At 66.1% G+C, this 21,005-nt stretch carries 17 protein-coding genes and 1 riboswitch; of the genes, 8 read left to right on the plus strand and 9 right to left on the minus strand.

Going from position 1 to position 21,005, the window contains the following annotated elements; genetic code table 11:
* Window positions 1–2: 2 nt before the first annotated feature.
* Complete coding sequence (locus tag AB8841_RS11730) at window positions 3–1,100, minus strand: anhydro-N-acetylmuramic acid kinase (RefSeq protein WP_370436031.1); 1,098 nt, start codon at window positions 1,098–1,100, stop codon at window positions 3–5.
* Between the two features lie 140 nt (window positions 1,101–1,240).
* On the opposite strand from AB8841_RS11730, the gene AB8841_RS11735 reads away from it, so the two are divergent.
* From AB8841_RS11735 to AB8841_RS11750, 4 genes are all read left to right on the plus strand, one after another.
* The gene (locus AB8841_RS11735; RefSeq protein WP_370436032.1) at window positions 1,241–2,740 is read left to right on the plus strand and encodes an ABC transporter substrate-binding protein; all 1,500 of its coding nucleotides are present in this window, start codon (window positions 1,241–1,243) and stop codon (window positions 2,738–2,740) included.
* A gap of 73 nt (window positions 2,741–2,813) precedes the next feature.
* Entirely contained in the window at window positions 2,814–3,761 is a 948-nt protein-coding gene (locus tag AB8841_RS11740) for an ABC transporter permease (protein WP_370436033.1), read from the plus strand.
* Window positions 3,762–3,764: 3 nt separating this feature from the next.
* Window positions 3,765–4,604 (plus strand): ABC transporter permease, encoded by an 840-nt coding sequence (locus AB8841_RS11745; protein WP_370436034.1) that lies wholly within the window; start codon window positions 3,765–3,767, stop codon window positions 4,602–4,604.
* A gap of 2 nt (window positions 4,605–4,606) precedes the next feature.
* On the plus strand, window positions 4,607–5,047 hold the full coding sequence (locus tag AB8841_RS11750; RefSeq protein WP_370436035.1) for a GNAT family N-acetyltransferase: 441 nt from the start codon (window positions 4,607–4,609) through the stop codon (window positions 5,045–5,047).
* A gap of 111 nt (window positions 5,048–5,158) precedes the next feature.
* Here the strand turns inward: AB8841_RS11750 and nagA are convergent, their stop codons facing one another.
* From nagA to thiB, 7 genes are all read right to left on the minus strand, one after another.
* Window positions 5,159–6,295 carry an N-acetylglucosamine-6-phosphate deacetylase gene (gene nagA, locus AB8841_RS11755; protein ID WP_370436036.1) on the minus strand — a complete coding sequence of 379 codons (1,137 nt, stop codon included), beginning with the start codon at window positions 6,293–6,295 and terminating at the stop codon, window positions 5,159–5,161.
* Window positions 6,295–7,344, minus strand: coding sequence for an SIS domain-containing protein (locus AB8841_RS11760; RefSeq protein ID WP_370436037.1), 1,050 nt, complete (start codon window positions 7,342–7,344; stop codon window positions 6,295–6,297). The genes nagA and AB8841_RS11760 overlap by 1 nt, the downstream gene beginning before the upstream one ends.
* Window positions 7,334–8,113 carry a GntR family transcriptional regulator gene (locus tag AB8841_RS11765; protein ID WP_370436038.1) on the minus strand — a complete coding sequence of 260 codons (780 nt, stop codon included), beginning with the start codon at window positions 8,111–8,113 and terminating at the stop codon, window positions 7,334–7,336. The genes AB8841_RS11760 and AB8841_RS11765 overlap by 11 nt, the downstream gene beginning before the upstream one ends.
* Window positions 8,110–8,991 carry a BadF/BadG/BcrA/BcrD ATPase family protein gene (locus tag AB8841_RS11770; protein WP_370436039.1) on the minus strand — a complete coding sequence of 294 codons (882 nt, stop codon included), beginning with the start codon at window positions 8,989–8,991 and terminating at the stop codon, window positions 8,110–8,112. Before AB8841_RS11770 ends, AB8841_RS11765 begins: the two co-directional genes overlap by 4 nt.
* Window positions 8,992–9,115: 124 nt before the next feature.
* Window positions 9,116–9,817: an ATP-binding cassette domain-containing protein gene (locus AB8841_RS11775; protein WP_370436040.1), complete on the minus strand. Its 702-nt coding sequence runs from the start codon at window positions 9,815–9,817 to the stop codon at window positions 9,116–9,118.
* Window positions 9,804–11,378 carry an ABC transporter permease subunit gene (locus tag AB8841_RS11780; RefSeq protein ID WP_370436041.1) on the minus strand — a complete coding sequence of 525 codons (1,575 nt, stop codon included), beginning with the start codon at window positions 11,376–11,378 and terminating at the stop codon, window positions 9,804–9,806. The genes AB8841_RS11775 and AB8841_RS11780 overlap by 14 nt, the downstream gene beginning before the upstream one ends.
* Window positions 11,379–11,388: 10 nt before the next feature.
* A complete protein-coding gene (gene thiB, locus AB8841_RS11785) occupies window positions 11,389–12,393 on the minus strand; it encodes a thiamine ABC transporter substrate binding subunit (RefSeq protein WP_370436042.1) in 1,005 nt (334 codons plus the stop codon).
* Window positions 12,394–12,461: 68 nt separating this feature from the next.
* Window positions 12,462–12,569: riboswitch (TPP riboswitch) on the minus strand.
* Between the two features lie 127 nt (window positions 12,570–12,696).
* Here thiB and solA point away from each other — a divergent pair.
* Complete coding sequence (solA, locus tag AB8841_RS11790; protein ID WP_370436043.1) at window positions 12,697–13,875, plus strand: N-methyl-L-tryptophan oxidase; 1,179 nt, start codon at window positions 12,697–12,699, stop codon at window positions 13,873–13,875.
* Window positions 13,876–13,968: 93 nt separating this feature from the next.
* Here solA and AB8841_RS11795 read toward each other — a convergent pair whose 3' ends face one another.
* Window positions 13,969–16,317 (minus strand): Tex family protein, encoded by a 2,349-nt coding sequence (locus AB8841_RS11795; RefSeq protein ID WP_370436044.1) that lies wholly within the window; start codon window positions 16,315–16,317, stop codon window positions 13,969–13,971.
* A 193-nt stretch (window positions 16,318–16,510) separates the two neighbouring features.
* Between AB8841_RS11795 and AB8841_RS11800 the strand changes: the two genes are divergently transcribed.
* The 3 genes from AB8841_RS11800 to AB8841_RS11810 all read left to right on the plus strand — a co-directional run bounded on the left by AB8841_RS11800 (window position 16,511) and on the right by AB8841_RS11810 (window position 20,985).
* Window positions 16,511–17,839: an Hsp70 family protein gene (locus tag AB8841_RS11800; RefSeq protein WP_370436045.1), complete on the plus strand. Its 1,329-nt coding sequence runs from the start codon at window positions 16,511–16,513 to the stop codon at window positions 17,837–17,839.
* A 77-nt stretch (window positions 17,840–17,916) separates the two neighbouring features.
* Complete coding sequence (ppc, locus tag AB8841_RS11805) at window positions 17,917–20,703, plus strand: phosphoenolpyruvate carboxylase (protein ID WP_370436046.1); 2,787 nt, start codon at window positions 17,917–17,919, stop codon at window positions 20,701–20,703.
* A gap of 108 nt (window positions 20,704–20,811) precedes the next feature.
* On the plus strand, window positions 20,812–20,985 hold the full coding sequence (locus AB8841_RS11810) for a hypothetical protein (RefSeq protein ID WP_370439400.1): 174 nt from the start codon (window positions 20,812–20,814) through the stop codon (window positions 20,983–20,985).
* The last annotated feature ends 20 nt before the right edge of the window (window positions 20,986–21,005 follow it).

A 21,005-nucleotide genomic window follows, 5' to 3' on the forward strand; every position in this document is an offset into this window, starting at 1 on the left:
GCTCACGCGGCGCGGTGCAGTTCGCCGCCCGGCATGGGATGCGGCACGCCCGTCGTGGTGGGAAGACTGAGAGGAAGGCCGAGCGTGGAGCGGACGGCCAGATAGCCGAAGGCCTGGGCCTCGAGGAAGTCGCCGTTCCAGCCCACGGCTTCCACGGGATCGACGGGAACGCCGAGGCGCTCGTGCAGCCGATGCATGAAATGCGCGTTGAGGCGTCCGCCGCCGGTCACGAGCCAGCGCTGCGGCGCGCGCGGAACATGGCGCAGCGCAGCGACGACGGACTCGATGGTGAAGGCCGCGAGCGTCGCCGCGCCGTCCTCGTCCGAGAGCGCCTCGACGCCTCCGGCGCGTGCGTGAAAGTCCTGCCGGTCGAGGGATTTGGGGGCGGAGCGGTCGAAGAAGGGATTGCTCATGAAGGCGGCGACGAGGTTTTCGTCCACCCGCCCGGATGCGGCGAGCCTGCCGTTCTCGTCGAAGCTCAGACCCCTGCGGCGCAGGACGAAATCGTCGAGCAGGGCGCTCGCCGGGCCGGTGTCGAACGCGATCACCGTGTCGCCGTCGATATAGGTGACGTTTCCGACACCGCCGAGATTGAGGATCATGATCGGCTGCGCCAGCGCGCTCGCAAGCGCGCGGTGATAGAGCGGTACGAACGGCGCGCCTTCGCCGCCCGAGGCGACATCCGCATGGCGGAAGCGGGACACGGTGGTGATGCCGATTTCCCGCGCGACCAGCGCGCCGATGCCGAGCTGGCGGGTGAAGCGGATCTCCGGACGGTGATAAACCGTCTGGCCGTGAAAGCCGATGAGGCTGACCTGCGCTGGTCCGACGCCGGCCTCATCCATAAATGCGCGTATCGCGGCGATATGTGCGCTCGTGACCGCGCGCTCGAGCTCGTCGAGCGGCTCGCTTTGCGCGCGGGCAGGCTGAGCGATCAGTTCCTGGAGTTCCCGCCTCAGGTCGGCCGGATAGGAGAACGTGCGGCCGGGTCCCGGCGCCACGAAGGCATCCCCGTCCGTTTCGACCATGGAGACGTCGATGCCGTCCATGGAGGTTCCGCTGATCGCGCCAATGGCTTTGACGGGCGGGCGTTGCGACATCGGTTCCTCCAGGGCATCGGGCTGTTTCGCGAACCATAGCACAGGCCGGCAAGTGGTCCAGAGAGGTATGATATTGGACCATGACAGACCCCGGAACCTCCTCTATAAATTTCCCGCGGCTTCCAAGGGAGAAAAGACGCATGTTCAGGTCAACGCTGCGCGGCATGATGAGCGCGGGCTTCATGGTGGCGGCAATGGCGACCGCCTCGGCTCAGGTCCTGGAGATCGGGGCGGATAACGGCCCCACGGGCCTCGATCCTCACCTCATCACGGCCTTTCCGAGCTTCATGGTGGTGAACGGCAACATCTATGAGGGCCTCACCGCCGTCGACAAGGACCTGAAGATCGTTCCGAGCCTCGCTCAATCCTGGATCGTGTCCGAGGACGGGAAAACCTATACGTTCAAGTTGCGCCAGGGCGTGACGTTCCACGACGGCTCGCCCATGGAGGCGGCGGACGTGGTCGCGTCCGTGAAGCGCCTCCTGAGCAAGGAGATGGCCTCACCCCTCGCGAGCCGCCTCTCGGCCGTGGAGAGCGCCGACGCGGTCGACGCGCAGACCGTGCAGCTGAAGCTCAAGGAGCCGTCCGCGGCGCTTCTCAGCTCGCTCTCCCTGATCGCCATCGTGCCGCGCGCCATGGAGACCAACAAGGACGCTCTCCAGAAGGCGCCCGTCGGCACGGGCCCCTTCAAGTTCCAGGAATGGCAGCCGAACGGCTATATCCTCCTGACCAGGAACGACGCCTATTGGGAGAAGGGGCTGCCGAAGCTCTCGGGTCTCAAGTTCAACATCGTGCCCGAATCCGCGACCCGTCAGGTGGGGCTCGCCAACGGCCAGTACGCCCTTCTGCCGAACATCGACGCGGCGACGGCCCTTCAGCTGAAGGGCAGGCCGAACGTGAAGCTCGCGGAGACCATGGATCTCGCCTACACGCTGATCGGCATGAACGTGTCGAAGCCGCCCTTCGACAACCCGAAAGTGCGCGAGGCCGTCAACTACGCCATCAACCGGCAGGAGATCGTGGACGCGGCGCTCTTCGGCGCAGGCGTGCCCGGCGGGCCGCTGTCGCCGGCGCTCAAGTCCTGGGCGCTGGATGTGAAGGAGTTCGGCTGCTACGCGCCCGATCCGGCGAAGGCCCAGGCGCTTCTGAAGGAGGCGGGCGTCGCCATGCCGGTCGCCGTGTCCATGAAGGTTCTGCCGCGCCAGGACATCAAGGACATCGCCCAGGTGGTGCAGGAGCAGATGAACAAGGCGGGTTTCAAGGTCGAGCTGATCAACCAGGAGCAGGGCCAGTTCATCCAGGACTGGCGCAACAGCAACTTCGACATGTTCGCGTCCATCAATGCGGGCCAGCCGGATCCGGACGAGTATTTCTATCGCACCTTCCGCACGGGCGGCTCGACCAACGTGTTCAAGTATTCGGACCAGGAGATCGACGGGCTGCTCGACAAGGCCCGCACCCTGTCGGATCAGGCCGAGCGCAAGAAGGCCTACGACCAGGTGCAGAGGAAGCTCGCCTGCACGGGGCCGGTGGCGCATCTGACCTACGGCACCCTGTTCTCGGCGATGAACGACAAGCTCAAGGGCTATGACGTGATGCCGAACCGCTCGCTCATGATGCTGCGCGGCGCATCCTACTGACCGTTCTTCGCACCGGCGCGGCCTTTTCGAGGCTGCGCCGGTGCTTTTCTTTTTTCAGGAGAGCCTGTTCCCGATGAGCCGCGTTCTGCTCGCCCGTCTGATCGATCTCGTCATCGTTCTCTTCGGCGTGTCGATCATCGTCTTTCTGATGATCCGCCTGATTCCCGGCGACGCGGTGGCGATCATGCTGGGGGCGAACACCGAGATCACGCCGGAGCGCATGGCGGAGCTCAACCGGCGCGTCGGTCTCGACCGTCCCGTGATCGAGCAATATCTGCTCTGGGCGGGATCCGCCCTGCGCGGCGATTTCGGCACGTCGCTCTGGACAGGGCGGCCGGTCTCGGCCGAAATCCTCCTGCATCTGTGGCCCACCCTCGAACTGACGGCCCTTTCGCTCGTGCTCGGGGCCGCTCTGGCCGTTCCCGTCGGCTGCCTGATGGCGCAGACGCGCGGCGGCGCGGCGGATGTCGCCATGCGCATCGGGGCGATCGCGGGGCTTACGATTCCATCCTTCTGGCTCGGGATCGTCATGATCCTCCTGCTCTCCGCCTGGGCGCCCGGTTTCGCATCGCTGGGCTATGTGCCGTTCTGGGAGGATCCCATCGGCAATCTCCAGCGGATGCTGCTGCCCTCCATCGCCCTGGCCCTGCCGATCCTGGCCAATCTCTCGCGCCTCGTGCGCTCGGCCATGCTCGACGCCCTGGGGCAGGATTATGTCCGCACGGCGCGCGCCAAGGGCCTGCCGGAGCGGCGCGTGGTCTACAAGCATGCCCTGCGCAATGCGCTCATCCCGTTCCTGACCTCGGTCGGCATCATGACGGGCTATCTGCTCGGCGGCGCCATCGTGGTCGAGCAGGTCTTCGCCATTCCGGGTCTCGGACGTCTGATCCTCGGGGCCATCGCGGAACGCAACTATCCCTTGATTCAGGCCACGATCCTCGTGGTGACGGCGGGGTTCGTCATGGTGAACTTTCTGGTCGACTTCCTCTATATGCTCGTCGACCCGCGCGTGAGGGCCTGAGCCGTGGTGAAGTCTCTCGCCAGGACGATCACGAAGAACAAGCTTCTGACCTTCGCGGCGCTGCTCGTGGCGATCCAGCTCGTTCTCGCGGTCGGGGCGCCCCTGATCGCGCCTTTCGACCCCATGACTCAAAGCGTCGCCCGCCGTCTGAAGGGGCCGAGCGAACTCCACTGGCTCGGGACCGATCAGCTCGGCCGCGACGTGCTCACGCGCATTCTCTACGGCTATCGCACGTCGCTCATCGCCTGCGTGCTCGCCGTCGGCATCGCACTTCTCGCGGGCGGAGCCCTCGGGCTCGTTGCAGCCTTCTACCGGGGCTGGCTCGACCGGATCATCATGCGCGTCATGGATGTGCTGTTCGCCTTTCCGGTCATGCTGCTGGCGATCGGCATCATCGCGGTCCTCGGGCCGCACACCTTCAGCGCCGCGGCCGCCATCGCGGTGGTCTACACGCCGATCTTCGCGAGGCTCCTGCGGGGGCCCGCCCTCGTGTTGTGCGAGAGCGAATTCGTGGCGGGCGCGCGCGCCATCGGGGCTTCCGACGCGCGCATCATCTTCCTGCATATTCTGCCGAACCTGGCCTCGGTGATCCTCGTCCAGACGAGCCTTCTGTTGTCGGCCGCCATCCTGGTGGAGGCCTCGCTCTCCTTCCTGGGCCTCGGCACGCAGCCGCCGACCCCGTCCCTGGGGCTCATGCTGTCGGAAGGCCGCAACTTCCTCATGCTCTCTCCCTGGAGCGCGATTTTCGCCGGGTTCGCGATCCTCTTTCTGTCCTTCGGTTTCAACCTGCTGGGCGACGCCCTGCGCGATACGCTCGACCCGCGATTGAGGGGGCAGTCTTGATCGTGAGGCAGGCAAGGATCGGAGACATTCCGATTCTGTCCCGGGTCGCGGCACGCTCCTATCGCGCCGCCTTCTCGGGGATCCTGGAGCCGGAGGCGCTTGCGAACCGCGACGCGGCCCTGTTCGCCGAGCGGTTCGCATCGTCCTGGCGGCGCATGCTGGTCGCCGTGCAGCGGGACGAGGCGATCGGCTTCCTGCTGATGACCGATGGCCATATCGACATGTTGTTCATGGATCCCGACGCGAGCGGACGGGGCGGGGGCGCGCGCCTCCTCGCCGAGGCGGAAGCGCGGGGCGCGAAAAGCCTCGAATGCTTCCGGGACAATCACGGCGCGCGACGTTTCTACGAGCGCCACGGCTGGCGCGTCACGCGCGAATACGAGCGGGACTTTGCAGGCCGTAATCGCAGCTTCGTCTTCTATGAGAAGGGCGAAGCCGTTTAGCGCATCGTGCGAAAAAGTGGATCCGGTTTTTCGCCAGAACGATGCGCTCCCTTAGGAGGGAGCATCGGATTCAATCCCAAAAGTGCAAATCCACTTTTCACGTCCGATGCTCTAGGACAAGGCCTCGCCCGCAATCCACGTATCCTGCACATGCAGGTCTTCGTCGAGCAGGACGAGGTCGGCGCGATAGCCCGACGCGATGCGCCCGAGTTCGTGGTCGAGCCTCAGGAAGGCGGCCGGAACGAGGGACGCCATCCGGAGCACGTCGGGGAGGCCGAGGCCGAGCCGCTCCACGCCGTTGCGGATCGCCGAGGCCATGTCGAGATCGGAGCCGGCGAGCGTTCCGTCCTCCGTGGCGAGCTTGCCGTCCTTGCGGTAGATCGTGCGGCCGTGGAGATCGAAGGCCTTCATGTCCGTGCCCGTCACCGCCATGGCGTCGGTCACCAGCATCATGCGCTCCGTGCCCTTCGCCGCAATGGCAAGCCGCAGGGCGGCATCGCTCACATGGTGGCCGTCCACGATCAGCCCGCACCAGGCGTCGCGATTGTCGAGGGCCGCCCCCACGGGGCCGGGATCGCGGCCCGCGAGCGGCGGCATGGCGTTGTAGAGGTGCGTGAAGCCCCTGAGACCGTGGCGGAAGGCTTCCATGAGCGTGCCGTAGTCGCTCATCGTGTGGCCCGCGCAGACGAGCACGCCCTCCGTCGCCAGCCGGGCGATGGTCTCCATGCTGTTGCGCTCGGGCGCGAGCGTCACGAGGGTGCGCCCTTCCTTCAGGGACGTCAGGATTTGGAGGTCCTCGACCTCGAGGGGCCGGATGAAGTCCGGGTTGTGGACGCCCTTCTTGGCCGGATTGATGAAGGGGCCTTCGAGATGGATGCCGAGAATGCCGGGAACGCCGGCCGCCAGAGCAGCCCGCGCCGCCGCGACGGCCTCCGCCATCTTATCCCGGGTGTCGGTGATGAAGGTCGGCAGCAGGCCGGTGGTGCCGTATTTGCGGTGCGCGGCCGCGATGGCCTTGAGGCACTCCACGCTGCGCTGATCGTTGAACATCAGACCGCCGCCGCCGTTCACCTGAACGTCGATGAAGCCGGGAGCGAGCAGGCCCGTCACCGGGCGGCGCTTGATGCCCGCGCCGAGGTCGCGTTCCTGCGGAACCGCGACGATGCGGCCGTTTTCGATCACGGCCGCGCGCCCTTCGAGCATGTGCGTTCCGTCGAAGATGCGGGCGCCGGTGAGGGCAAGAGGCATCAGACCGTCTCCGTGACCTTGCGCAGACGCGGGGGATTGTCCGGGTTGCGCCCGCGCGCCAGCGCGATGGCGTTCACGAGCGGATAGAAGCTCTGAATCATGGCGATCGGGGCAAGATAGGGATGCACGTTCTCGACCGAGGGCAGCATCACGGCAGCCGGGCCTTCGGCCGCGCCGGCCACGACGACGGGAACACCCTGGTCGTTGAGCTTCGTGACGAGATCGTTCACGCCGCTCAGCGTCTCGTCGCGCTGGCTCAGGACCAGAATGGGGAAATGATCGCCCGCCAGGGTCCAGGGGCCGTGCATCAGTTCGGCGGCGCTCATGGCTTCCGCGTGGACACCGGAGGTTTCCTTCAGCTTCAGGGCCGCTTCCTGCGCGACGGCAAAGCCGACGCCGCGGCCGACGACGAAGAGGTTGTCGGACGCGGACAGCCGGGAAAGCGCGGCCGACCAGTCGATGGCGGCGGCCTTCGCGAGCACGTCCGGCAGGGTGTCGAGCGCCGACAGCAATTCCTTGTCCTGCGACCAATGCGCGACGAGCTGAAACCCTGCGGCAAGCGCCGCGATGAAGGACTTCGTCGCGGCCACGCTCTTCTCAGGGCCTGCATGGAGCGGCAGCACGACCTCGCATGTGGAGGCCAGCGGCGAGGTGGTGTCGTTGACGAGCGCGACCGTCAGCGCCCCGTCGTCGCGCCCGGCCTGGGCGAGGTTGAGAATGTCGGGGCTGCGGCCCGATTGGGACACGGCGAGAAAGAGCGCGTCGCGCATGCGCGGGCGGGCTTCGTACACCGAAGTCACGGAAGGACCGACAGAGGCCGTGACGAGGCCCGAATGGATCTCGAGCATGTATTTGACGAAGGTCGCGGCATTGTCCGAGCTGCCGCGCGCGCAGGTCACCGCGAAGGGCGGCGGCGATGCGCGCAGGCGCGCGCCGAGATCCCGGCACAGGGGCGCGTTCTCGTCGAGCAGGCGTGCGACGACCTGGGGCGCCTCGCGGGCCTCGGTCAGCATGGCGGTCATGGCGGAGGAAGTCTGATCAGGCATCATGTTGAATCCGTTCGGGCTGGCTGATGGTCAGCTCGGCCACGAAGTCATAGGCATCGCCCCGGTAATAGGACGAGGTGAACTCGACGACCTCGCCCGTCGCCGCAAACGATCGCCGCTCGATATAGAGGGCAGGGCTCTGGGGTGGAACGTGGAGGAGTGAGGCCTGTTCCTCGTTCAGGAGCACCGCATGCAGCCTTTGCAGCGCGCGGACCGGCATGAAGCCCTGCTCGTGCAGTGCCGCATAGAGCGACTGCTTCACGAGGCCCGGATCAGGCAGAAATCGGGACGGGAGCACCGCGTGCTCGATCGCCATGGGAATGTCATTGGCCATGCGCAGGCGGTTGACGCGGCTCACCGTTTCGCCGGGCGAGAGGCCCAGCGCCATCAGCTCGTCGGGCGAGGCGGCTCCCGTGGACCGGCTCAGGAGCACGGCGGAGGATTGCAACCCGCGCGCCGACATGTCGTCCGTGAAGCTCGACAGGCGCGAGAGCGGCTGCTCCAGGCGCATCTGTGGCGCGATGAAGGTGCCCGAGCCCCAGCGCTGGACCAGAACGCCCTTCCGGACCAGGCCGGTGATGGCCTTGCGCACGGTCACGCGCGAGATGCCGAGCTGTCTCGCGAGATCCCGCTCGCCGGGAAGGGCGTCGTCCGCCTTGAGGGAGCCTTTGCGGACGGCATCCTCGATGGATTGCTGAAGCTGCAGGTAGAGCGGCGTGGGATTGCTCTCGTCCAGGGGAAGGGTGAGGGCCGCCGTCGCGTGGCCGCTCATGTCGGCCTCCGGGAGGCAGCGCTGCGTCCGAGAAGGATGGCGCCGTCCAGGGCGTCCGCCTGCGGCGGCACGATCGTCTGCTGAACCGGCGGCGGCATCCACGGGCGCAGGGGCTCGGCTAGGCCGCCGAACAGGCACAGGGCTGGCGCGCCGAGTTCCAGAAGCCGTGTGGCGATGTGTGTGGCTCCAGCCGCCGAGTCCTGGACCAGCGCGATGGCGAGCGGATCGCGCCGGTCGGCATGGGCGAACACGAGGGGCGCATAACGGGCGTAATCGCCCGGGCGGGCCGTGCCGACCCAGTCGACGAGCACCTCGAGATCGTTGCGGAACTCGGCGAGCAGTGCATCGGAGAGCGGCGTGGAGGCAATCCGCCCGTCATGAGCCCAGACGCAACGGCGCAGAAGCTCGCGTCCCAGGGCGGCTCCGCTGCCCTCGTCGGAAATCTCGAAGCCCCAGCCGCCGACATAGCGGCATTGTCCGCCGACGCCGCCATAGCCGCAGGAGCCCGTGCCCAGGATGAGGATGGCGCCGTCGCCGCCGTTGAAGGCACCGAGCCAGGCGGTATGGGCGTCGGTATCGATGGAAAAGGACGCGAAGGGGTGCGGACGAGACAGGAGCCGTTCGACGGCGCTCGCCTGTCCCGCGCCTGCGGCCCCCATCCCCACATGCGTGGACGCGAAGACCTCATCCCGAAGCCCAGCCTGGGCCACGGCCTCGCGGCAGGCGGTCAGAATGGAGTTCCAGACCAGATCGGGATCGAGGCGGACATTGGAGGGTCCTCCGGAGCCTTCCCCCAGCAAATTCCCGTCCGCATCCCGCAGCCGCGCCCGGCATTTCGTGCCGCCGCCGTCGATGCCGAGAAACAGGGGAATGCTCATGGGGGAGGAGGACTTTCAGGAAAGCGGAAGACCAGACCGGTATGATGCCACTTAATATCCAGTTGGGAAAGGGGCGCGGCGCCGCCATACCCAGGCCTTTCGGGGCAGGCGCTCCGTGAGGGTCTCACGTCTCCGAGACCGCCGCCGCGATCCGGGACGCGAGGGATCCGCCGAGAATGACCGAGGGTTTGTCCGACGCGACGACCCTGCCGTCTGCCACGAACACCATCTGGTCGGCCAGGTCGGCGACGTCTTCGGGCGTATGGATCGTCATGAGGATCGTGACGGGTCGCCGGCGGCGCAGATCGTCGACGAGGCGGACCATGTCGCGGCGAAGGCCTGGATCGAGGCTGCTGAACGGCTCGTCGAGGAGGATCATCGGCCTTCCCGAGACGAGGGCGCGCGCCAGGGCCACGCGCTGGCGCTGCCCGCCCGACATCTCGCCGGGCCTGCGCGCGCCGAAGCCCTGCAGGCCGACGGATTCCAGCGTCCCGTCGATGTGGCGCGCCTCGTCGTCGGACATGCGCAGGGACGGCCGGATCCCCAAGGCGACGTTCTGCGCCGCCGTCAGATGCGGGAAGAGATTGTGGTCCTGAAAGACGATCGCGACCGGGCGCCTGGCCGGTTCGAGGGGCAGAAGATCGATCCCGTCGAAGGCGAGCCTTCCGGTCTCCGGCGTCTCGAAGCCCGCGATCATGTGGAGCAGGGTGGTCTTCCCGCCGCCCGAGGGGCCGACGACGGCGCACAGGGCGCCCTTCTGCACCGTCAGGGAATAATCGGCCGTAAAATCCGGCCATGTGAGACGGCAGTTTTCAATTACCAGCATGAGACAGGCGGCCCGAAACGTGAGCGAGGACAAACGCGACGAGGACGATGAAGAGGCCGATGGCCGAGGCTTCGTCGAGCCGGTACGATCCCAGGCGCTCGAAGAGGAGATAGGGCAGGGTGACGAGATCCTGCCCGCCGAACAGGGCGATGATTCCGAAATCGCCGAACGAGAGAGCCATGGCGAGCGCGAAGGCGGAGCCGAAGGGACGCCTGAGCAGGGGCCAGTCCATGATGGCGAGCTTGGACACGCCGGCAAGTCCCAGGGACGCGGCGATGCGGCCGTATCGTTCCTCCGCCGTCAAGAGGCGCGGCGCGAGCGAGCGATAGGCGAAGGGAATGGCCGCCAGGCCGTTGATCAGGGGCAGGAGAATGAGGCCCGCAGCCGAGGGATCGGCAAAGCGCCGCACGATCAGGAACAGGCCGGCCGTCAGCGCAAAGGGAGGAACGGCCAGCAGGGTGTTGGGCAGGGCATCGTAGATGGCCGCGATCCGTGGCGAGCGGTGAACGACGCGCCATCGCCGCGCGGCGGATGCGAGGGCGAGCGCGGACAGGCAGGCGATCGTCGCGGCAAGGGCGGCGATCGCCATGCTCGTGACGAAGGCGCGCGCGAGGTCTGCGTCGATGACCGAGACGATATGGCTCAATCCGCCCAGAGGACTGAGCGCGAGGGGCGCGATGAAGAGCGTCCCGATCCCGAGAATGGCGGCGTCGAGGATCTTCAGGCGTCGGTTGCGCGCGTCGGGACGCTCGACCAGTCCCCGGATGGTGTGGGTCGTCGGGGGGCGCGTCAAAGCCCAGTTGAGGACGCCCGTCAGGGTCAGGCAGATGGCGAGCTGGATCAGCGAGAGCCAGGCCGCGCGTCCGAAATCGAGGTCGATCTTCAGCGCTTCGTAGATGGCGACTTCGAGGGTGGACCGGGACGGCCCTCCGCCGAGCGCCAGCACGATGGCGAAGCTCTTGAAGCAGAGCAGGAAGACGAGCCCTGCGAGCCCCGGCAGTTCGGCGCGCAGCACCGGCCAGTCGAGATGGCGGAAGATCTGGCCCGGCGTGAAGCCGAAGGCCGATGCGAGGCGCCAATGCTCGGCGGGAACGAGGCTCAAGGAATCGAGGAGGATGCGCGCCACGAAGGGTGCGTTGAGAAACACGTGGGCGATCAGGATGCCGGGATAGCCGAAGATGCTGAAGCCGCCCGTCCATCCCAGATGCGAGAGGATCTGTGCGGCCCATCCGCTTCGTCCGTAGACGGCGAAGACCGCGAAGACGGTCACGATGGTGGGGATCACCATGGTGGTGCCCAGAAGCGCCAGAACCCCGCTGCGCCCCGGAAAGCGGCGGCGCGCCAAGGCAAGCGCCAGGGCCGCGCCGAGCAGGAGGGAGAGAAGAGTGGAGAGAGCGGCCTGAACGATCGAGAAGGCCAGGACGCGCCAGAGATAGAGGCCGATGGAGAGAAGCGTCGGCTTCTCTCCTCCGACGACCGCAAGAGCGATGAAGCCGCCCGCAACCAGAGCCAACAGGGTCAAGGCCACGAGACTTCCGGGATGGGGCAGCGTTCTCGTCATCGAGATGCGGTCAGCGCGCCGTGGCGTTGAGCCATGTATCGGTGAAGGCGCGACGGTTCTGCAGCACTTCCTCCGGCGTGAACAGCAGAGCCTTCTGCGGCTGCGCCAGATCCTTGAACGCGGCCGGCAGGCCTGCGGCGGGCGTCTTTACCGGCAGCATCCAGTTGCCCTCGGGCATGGCCGACTGGAAAGGCTCGCTGAGCAGGAAGGCCATGAACTTCTTCGCGAGTTCGGGCTGCCGGGTCGTGCGCGTCATGCCGGCGATCTCCACCTGCATGTAGTGTCCTTCCGAGAAGATGGCGGCCTTGTAGTTGGACTTCTTCTCGACGGCGATGTGGTAGGCCGGAGACGTGGTGTAGGACATCACCATGTCGGCTTCGCCCTTCAGGAACAGGCCATAGGCCTCCGACCATCCCTTGGTGAAGGTGACGATGCGCGGTTTCAGCTGGGACCATGCCTCGCCCGTCTTGTCGCCGTAGACCTTCTGCATCCAGAGCAGGAGGCCGAGGCCGGGCGCGCTGGTGCGCGGATCCTGCAGGACCACCTTCGGGCCGTTCGGGTTCTCGACGAGCTCCTTGAGGCTCTTCGGTGGATTGGGGAGCTTGTCGGAATCGTACACGAAGGCGTAGTAGCCCCAGTCGAAAGGAATGAAGGTGTCGTCGCTCCAGGCGATCGGCAGCGCCAGATCCTTCACCACCATGCCGTGCGGAGCGAAGACGTCGAGCGCCTTGGCTTCCGCCGCGAGGTTCACGTCGAGGCCCAGGACCACATCGGCCTTCGTGCCGGTGCCTTCGAGGCGCAGGCGCCCGACGAGGCTTCCGGCGTCCTCGGCGGTGACCCAGGTCAGCTCACAGCCGCAGGTCGCCTCGAATCGCTCCTTGACGGTCTTGCCGGGGCCGTATTTTCCAGCGAACGAGCCGTAGGTATAGACCGTGAGAACGGGTTTGCTCTGGGCAAAGGCGGCATTCGCCGCGAGAGCGAGCGAGGCGAGGGTGAGAAGAGTTCGGCGTAACATCAAGATTGCTCCCATGCATGATGCAAGCCGGGTTGGCGGCACAATTCGCACGGGGCGCAGTTTCGTCTGCGATGTCGCATGCTCATTCCCTCCGCCGGCATGACCCGGATCAGGTTCGACGGGTCGGCGGCCATTCCGCCTCTCAGCCCCTTCGTGAGGCTCCCCGTGAGACACAAGCGGTTCTAAGGGAGATTGTCCTTTAAGACAAGCTGAGCCCCGGGGAACCATTCCCGGGCTCATGCGCCGGTCTTGCGGCCAGGAGACGATTCTGGTTGGAATGGAAAAAACAAGGACCTTTCTCGAATGAGCCTTCCCCAAACGTGTGATGTTGTCGTCGTCGGCCTCGGCGCCATGGGTTCGGCTGCGCTCTACCAGCTGGCGAAACGAGGCATGAACGCCGTCGGCATCGACCGGTTCTCTCCGCCCCACGATCAGGGCTCGACCCATGGCGAGACGCGCATCACCCGCCAGGCCATCGGAGAGGGCGAGGTCTATGTGCCGCTCGTCCTGCGCTCCAACGAGCTCTGGAAGGAGCTGGAAGCGGAGACCGGAGAGCGGCTTCTCGTGCAGAACGGGTGCCTGATCATGGGGTCGAGTGCGCCCGCCTCGGGCGGCGTGATCCGCTCCGCCTTTCTGGAGCGCACTCAGAAATCCGCTATCGCCTACGATATTCCCCATGAGATGCTCGATGCGGCCGAGATCCGCCGTCGCCATCCGCAATTCATGCCCCGCGAGGACGAAATCGGCTATTTCGAGCCGGGCGGCGGCTATCTCAACCCGGAGCGGTGCGTCGCGGTCCAGCTCGAATTGGCCCGCGCCCTGGGGGCGGTCGCGCAGCTCGGCACGCGCGTGATCTCCGTCTCGCCGGAGGGCAGCGGGGTCAAGGTCGTCACGGATCAGGGAGAGCTTCTGGCCGGACAGGCGATCGTCTCCGCCGGATCCTGGGCTTCCTCGCTTCTGGGTGCGCCGTTCGCGCGGCTGCTCTCGCCCGCCCGTCAGGTGATGCACTGGTTCGAGGTCGATCCGGATTATGCGAGACACTGGTCGCAAAGCCCGGTCTTCGCCTGGGGGCATGGACCGAGCCCCAACGACTTCTTCTACGGCTTTCCGTCCTTGAGCGGCAGCAATGCGATCAAGACGGCGGGCGAGCAATATGACGCCTTCGTGCATCCGGACGAGGTCGAGCGGACCGTGACGCCTGCCGAGTCCATCGCCATGTACGAGACGCATCTTGCCGGCCGGGTCCGGGGCCTTCGCCCCCATGCCAAGCGGGCGGTGACGTGTCTCTACACGGTAACGCCGGATTCCCATTTCCTGATCGACCGGCATCCGGAAAGCGAGCGCATCCTCGTCGTGTCGCCGTGCTCGGGCCACGGCTTCAAGCATTCGGCGGCCATCGGCGAAGCGGCCGCGCAATGCATGATCGACGGAACGAGCAAGGTCGACATCTCGGCATTCGGGCTGTCCCGCTTCTCCCTCTGACGTTCCCGGCCGTTGCAAGCCTCATGAAAAAGCCCGCGCAGGCATGGGACCTGCGCGGGCTTTGAAAACGGCCGTCCCTGTCCGGGAGGGCGATCAGCGGCGGGAGTTCTTGTCCTTACCGGAACCCGGCCCCATTCCGGCGCGGCGCAGGGCATCGGCCAGGGCTCCGCCGGAGGCGGCCGGGGCCGCGGCCTTCTTGTCGTTCTGCGAACGGTGCTTCTGGAACGCGCCGCGATTGTCGTCCTGGCGGCCGGAGGAGCGTTTCTCGGCGGGGTCGCTCATGCGCATGCTGAGGGAAATGCGCTTGCGCGGAATGTCGACCTCGAGAACCTTCACCTTCACGATGTCGCCGGGCTTCACCACGTCGCGCGGGTCCTTCACGAAGGTGTCGGACAGCGCGGAGATGTGAACGAGCCCATCCTGGTGCACGCCGATATCGACGAAGGCCCCGAAGGCGGCCACGTTCGTCACGACACCTTCCAGCATCATGCCGGGCGTGAGATCGCTGATCTTCTCGACGCCTTCCATGAAGGTCGCGGTCTTGAACTCGGGACGCGGATCGCGGCCCGGCTTTTCCAGCTCGCCCAGAATGTCCTTCACGGTCGGCACGCCGAATTTCTCGTCCGTGAAGTTTTGAGGCGTGAGCTTCTTCAGCACGCCGCCGTTTCCGATCAGAACCTTGATGTCGCTCTTGGTCGCTTCGAGAATGCGGCGAACAACCGGATAGGCTTCCGGGTGCACGCCGGAAGCGTCCAGCGGATCATCTCCGTTGGGGATGCGCAGGAAGCCCGCGGCCTGCTCGAAGGTCTTCGGGCCGAGACCCGACACGTCGGTGAGGGCTTTGCGCGTCTTGAAGGGGCCCTTGGTGTCGCGATGCGTGACGATGTTCCTGGCGACCCATTCGCCGAGACCCGACACCCGCGCCAGAAGCGGTGCGGAGGCGGTGTTGAGATCGACGCCCACCGCGTTCACACAATCCTCCACCACCGCATCGAGCGAGCGTGAGAGCTTGTATTCGGCGAGATCGTGCTGGTACTGACCGACGCCGATGGATTTGGGATCGATCTTCACCAGCTCCGCCAGCGGGTCCTGCAGCCGCCGGGCGATGGACACGGCGCCGCGCAGCGAGACGTCGAGATCGGGAAGCTCCTGGCTCGCATAGGCCGAGGCCGAGTAGACGGAGGCGCCGGCCTCCGAGACCATGATCTTGGTGAGCCTGAGGTCCGGGTGCTTGGCAACGAGTTCGCCTGCGAGCTTGTCGGTCTCGCGCGAGGCGGTGCCGTTGCCGATGGCGATGAGTTCCACCTTGTGCACGCGGCACAGGCGCGCGAGGGACGCGAGGGCTTCGTCCCATTGGCGCTTCGGCTCGTGCGGATAGATCGTGTCCGTCGCCACCACCTTGCCGGTGGCATCCACCACGGCCACCTTCACGCCCGTGCGATAGCCCGGATCGAGGCCGAGCGTCGGGCGCGTGCCGGCGGGCGCGGCGAGCAGAAGATCGCGCAGGTTTCCGGCGAAGACCTTCACGGCCTCGTCCTCGGCGAGCTGCCAGAGCTTCATCTTCATGTCGAGCTCGATGGAGAACCGCAGCTTCGTGCGCCAGGCCCAGCGCACGGTGTCCAGAAGCCATTTGTCGCCGGGGCGGCCCCGATCGGCGATGCCGAAGGCCAAAGCCGTGCGGCCCTCGTAGCGGCTGACGTAACCGGGCTCCGCCGCATCCTTGTCCTCTTCCATGCGGAGGTCGAGGATTTCCTCCTTCTCGCCGCGGAAGAGCGCGAGAATGCGGTGGGAGGGGAGTTTGGGCAAAGGTTCGGCAAAGTCGAAGTAATCGGAGAACTTCGCGCCGTCGGTCTGCTTGCCGTCGCGCACCTTCGACGTGAGGGTGCCGCGCTCCCAGTAGATCTCGCGCAGCGCGCCCAGGAGTTCCGCATTCTCGGCGAAGCGTTCCACGAGAATGGAGCGCGCGCCCTCGAGCGCAGCTTCCGGCGTCGCAACGTCCTTGTCCGGGTTCACGAAAGCGGCGGCGGCCTCCTTCGGATCGCGCTGCGGCTCGGCGAGAATGAGATCGGCGAGAGGCTCGAGCCCCGCTTCCTTGGCGATCTGGGCCTTGGTGCGGCGCTTGGGTTTGTAGGGGAGGTAAAGGTCCTCGAGGCGCGCCTTGGTGTCGGCATCGTTGATCTGGAGCGTCAGCTGGTCGGTGAGCTTGCCCTGCTCGCGGATGCTGTCGAGGATCGTCTTGCGGCGGTCCTCCAGTTCGCGCAGATAGCGCAGGCGCTCGTCCAGGGTTCGCAACTGTGCGTCGTCGAGGGTGCCGGTGACTTCCTTACGGTAGCGCGCGATGAAGGGGACGGTCGCGCCGCCGTCGAGCAGCTCGACGGCCGCCTTGACCTGCCATTCCTGAACATTCAGTTCGCTCGCGATGCGCTGACCGATGGATAGCATGGACCTCTCCGATATGACGATAAGGTGCGGCTTCTACGGGGTGCCGGCCCTCGGGGTCAACGGCCTATCCCCAGCCCCGGGGTCGCAGTGACCCAAGGGAAGGATCGGATGAAGGTCCGCCAAATTCCTCTTGGCTCCCGGGGGCGGGCCGTATAGACCATCCAGCCCTCCACCGAATTGAACCGGGTCCGCCATGTCCTCCTTGCAAGATCTTTCCATCGGCATCGACTTCGGAACCAGCAATACGGTCGTTGCAGTCGCCGATGCGCACGGGAATGTGGAGGCGCTGACCTTCGATCACGGCGGTGAAAACCTGAAGGTCTACGTCACTGCTCTCTGTTTTTGGGACGAACGCCATGGCAACGGCCTCAAGACGCAGGTCGAGGGCGGACCCTGGGCCATCGAGCAGTTTCTCGAGGGGCTCGACCCGCACCGTTTCATCCAGTCGTTCAAGACCTTCGCGGCCAGCGCGACCTTCCAGGAGACCCGGATCTTCCGCGACCGCTACCGCTTCGAGGATCTTCTGAGCACGTTCCTGCGCACGCTCGTGCGCCATGGCGGCTCACGGCTCGACTGGGGCGCCCGCAACGTGGTGATCGGACGGCCGGTGCAGTTCGCCGGCCACAATCCGGACGACGATCTTGCCATGCAGCGCTACCGCGCAGCCTTCGGCAAGCTCGGAGCCGATCACGCGCGCTATGTCTATGAACCCGTCGGCGCCGCCTTCTTCTATGCGCGCGCGCTCAATCATGATTCCACCGTGCTGGTGGCGGATTTCGGCGGCGGCACCAGCGATTTCTCGGTGATGCGCTTCTCCCGCGCGAGCGGCGTCCTCCGGGCGGAGCCGCTCGGCCATTCGGGTATCGGCATCGCGGGCGACGCGTTCGACTACCGCATCGTCGATCATGTGGTCTCACCGCGTCTCGGCAAGGGCGGGCTCTACCGGTCCATGGGCAAGACGCTGTCGATCCCCAATCACTATTACGCCAATTTCGCGCGCTGGAACCAGCTCGCCATGATGAAGGGCAGCGGCGACCTGAAGGAGCTGCGCGAACTGGCGAAGGCGGCGCTCGAACCCGAGCCGCTGGAGAAATTCATCGACATCATCGAATACGATCTGGGATTTGCGCTCTACCGCGCCGTTTCCGCCACGAAAGTGGCGCTGTCGAACGAGGAGGAGACGGAGTTCCGCTTCAAGGCCGAGAGTGTGGACATCAAGGCGACGATCTCCCGCACGGATTTCGAAGGGTGGATCGCCGAGGACGTGAGACGGATCGCCGAGACGGTCGACGAGGCGATCGCCCGATCGGGCATTTCGGCGGCCGAGGTCGACAGGGTGTTTCTGACCGGAGGCACCTCCTTCGTGCCGGCGATCCGCCGCCTCTTCGCCGAGCGCTTCGGCGAGGAGCGGCTGGCCTCGGCCGATCAGTTCGAATCGATTGCCTATGGCCTGGCTTTGATCGGCCAGACCGATGATCCTGGCCGTTGGGCGGTCCGGGAGAGCTTGGCGGCCGCGACATAAGATTACGCTTGCAGAGGGAGGCGGGGAGGAGTTTTATTCCGCGGTGCAGCATGAACGCCTGAGCCGGGAGCCGCGCCTTGTCCCTCATCAATCCCGACGTCACGCCCGAGAAGGATCTCCCGCTCCGCGACGATATCCGGCTTCTCGGCCGGCTCCTCGGCGATACGATCCGGGAGCAGGAGGGCGAGGCGGTTTTCGAGGTCGTCGAGCGGATCCGCCAGACCTCGATCCGCTTCCACCGGGATGAGGACGAGGCCGCGCGTCGGGAACTCGAGACCACTCTGAACAGCCTCTCCCGCGGGCGGACGAACCAGATCATCCGCGCCTACAGCTATTTCTCGCATCTGGCGAACCTGGCCGAGGACCAGCACCACGTGCGCCGCTCCCGCGCCCACGCCATGGCGGGGGCGCATGCCGCGGCCGCGCCGGCGCCACGCGAGGGCACGCTCGCCCGTGCCCTGAAGCTCGCCCGGGAGGCGGGTGTCACTCAGGAGGCCCTGCAGGCTTTCTTTGCCTCCGCCCTCGTGGTTCCGGTTCTGACCGCGCATCCTACGGAAGTGCGCCGCAAGAGCACCATCGACCGGGAAATGGAAATCTCCCAGGTGCTCGCGCAGCGCGACCGCTACGCCCAGACGCCGGAGGAGGAGGCGGCGTCCGAGGAGGCTATCCGCCGCGCCGTCCTGATCCTGTGGCAGACGAGCATTCTGCGACGCAACCGCCTGAAGGTGATCGACGAGGTCGTGAACGGCTTGTCCTATTACGATTACACCTTCTTCCAGGAGCTGCCCCGGTTCTACGCCTCGCTCGAAGACCAGCTCGCGGCAGCGGATCCTCGCTGGCAGAGCGTGGAGATCCCGTCCTTCCTGCGCATGGGGAGCTGGATCGGCGGAGACCGCGACGGCAATCCGTTCGTGACGGCCGATGCGCTTAAGCAGGCTCTGCGCCTGCAGAGCAAGCATGCTCTCGGGTTCCACCTGGAGGAGTTGCATCGTCTCGGCGCGGAGCTGTCGCTCGACGAGCGCTACGCAAATGCGTCCGAGCAGGTTCATGCGCTGGCCAAGGCCTCGCCCGATCACTCTCCGCACCGGCAGAGCGAGCCCTATCGCAGGGCGATCACGGGCCTGTATGCGCGTCTGGCCGCGACCGCCGCCGGCTTCGGCCACGCGGATATCGCGCGGCACGCGGTCGGCGAGGCGCCGGCCTATGAGAATGTCGAGGAATTTTCAGGCGACCTGTCGATCCTGCACCGGTCGCTGGTGTCGAACGGCGCGGGCAGTCTCGCACGGGGACGCCTGCGCCGCCTGCGCCGCGCGGTCGACGTGTTCGGCTTCCATCTCGCAAGCCTCGACCTGCGCCAGAATTCCGACGTGCATGAGCGCGTGGTCGCCGAACTCTTCGAGAAGGCCATCCCGGGCACCGCTTACGAGACGCTCACCGAGCAGCAGCGGGCCGATCTGCTGCTGGAGGAGCTCGGAACCCCGCGCCTTCTGGCATCTCCTTATCTGGATTATTCGCACGAAACGGCGTCCGAACTCGCCATCGTCCGCGAAGCCGCGAAGGCGCATCTGCGCTACGGACAGGCGGCCGTTCCCAATTATGTGATCTCGAAGGCGAGCGATCCGTCCGACGTGCTGGAGGTCGCTCTCCTGCTGAAGGAGGCGGGCCTGCTTCGTTCGAACGAAGGCGAGATGGCGGTCAACATCATCCCGCTCTTCGAGACCATCGCGGACCTGCGCAACTGCAGCCGCGTCATGGACGATCTCTTCGCGCTGCCCGGCTACATGCGGCTCCTGCGCAGCCGCGGCCAGGCGCAAGAGGTCATGCTCGGCTATTCCGACAGCAACAAGGACGGCGGCTATCTCACCTCGGGCTGGGAGCTCTACAAGGCCGAGACGGAACTCGTCGCCGTGTTCAAGCGCCATGGCGTCGGCCTGCGCCTGTTCCACGGGCGCGGCGGCTCCGTCGGCCGTGGCGGAGGTCCGAGCTATCAGGCCATTCTCGCGCAGCCGGGCGGCGCCGTGCAGGGCGCGATCCGCATCACCGAGCAGGGCGAAGTCATCGCCGGCAAGTACTCGAACCCGGATCTCGGACGACGCAATCTCGAAATCCTCGCGGCGGCCACTCTGGAGGCATCCCTGCTGCATGCCGGCCCATCTGCGCCGCGGGACGACTATCTCGCCGCCATGGAGGAACTCTCGGAGAGCGCCTATGAAGCCTATCGCGCACTCGTCTACGGGACCGAAGGCTTCGAGCGCTATTTCTGGGAATCCACCGTGATCGGTGAGATTGCCCATCTCAACATCGGCAGCCGACCAGCCTCGCGCACGAATTCCCGGCGCATCGAGGATCTGCGCGCCATTCCCTGGGTGTTCGGCTGGGCGCAGTGCCGCCTCATGCTGCCGGGCTGGTACGGCTTCGGCTCGGCGGTCAACGCCTTCGTCGAGAAGCATCCCGAGACCGGACTTGCGTTGCTGCAGGAGATGAACCGCGAGTGGCCGTTCTTCCAGGCGCTCCTGTCGAACATGGACATGGTGCTGGCCAAGAGCAACATCGCCATCGCGTCGCGCTATTCGAAGCTTGTCGAGGACGAGGCCCTACGCGAGGCCATCTTCCCCCGGCTCCGGCGCGAATGGGAGGATTCCATCAGGCTGCTGCTCGCGATCATGGGGCAGCAATCGCTCCTCGACGGAAATCCGCTGCTCGCCCGTTCCATCCGCAACCGCTTTCCCTATCTCGATCCTTTGAACCATCTGCAGATCGAGCTTTTGAAGCGTCACCGTTCCGGAGATGCGGACGAGGAGGTGGTGCAGGGTATTCACCTGTCCATCAACGGTATCGCGGCAGGCCTGCGCAACAGCGGCTGACCGGCGCACCCTGGAACCCTCCCGCAGCGCTGGAGTTGAAACACCCAAGCGCTACCGGTCGTCGAACGGCCGGTAAGAGCCGAGAGGCTTCATGCAGAGGAGAATATCATGTCTCGTGGCGACAAGTCGGCTTATACCGACAAGCAGAAACGCAAGGCGGAGCATATCGAGGATTCCTACGAGCACCGTGGCGTCTCGGAGAAGGAAGCCGAGCGGCGCGCCTGGGCGACCGTCAACAAGCAGGATGGCGGCGGCAAGAAGAGCGGTTCGGGCCGCCACTGATCGGGCGACCACCTCGAGCG

The organism is Microvirga sp. TS319, assembly GCF_041276405.1.
Lineage (GTDB): Bacteria > Pseudomonadota > Alphaproteobacteria > Rhizobiales > Beijerinckiaceae > Microvirga.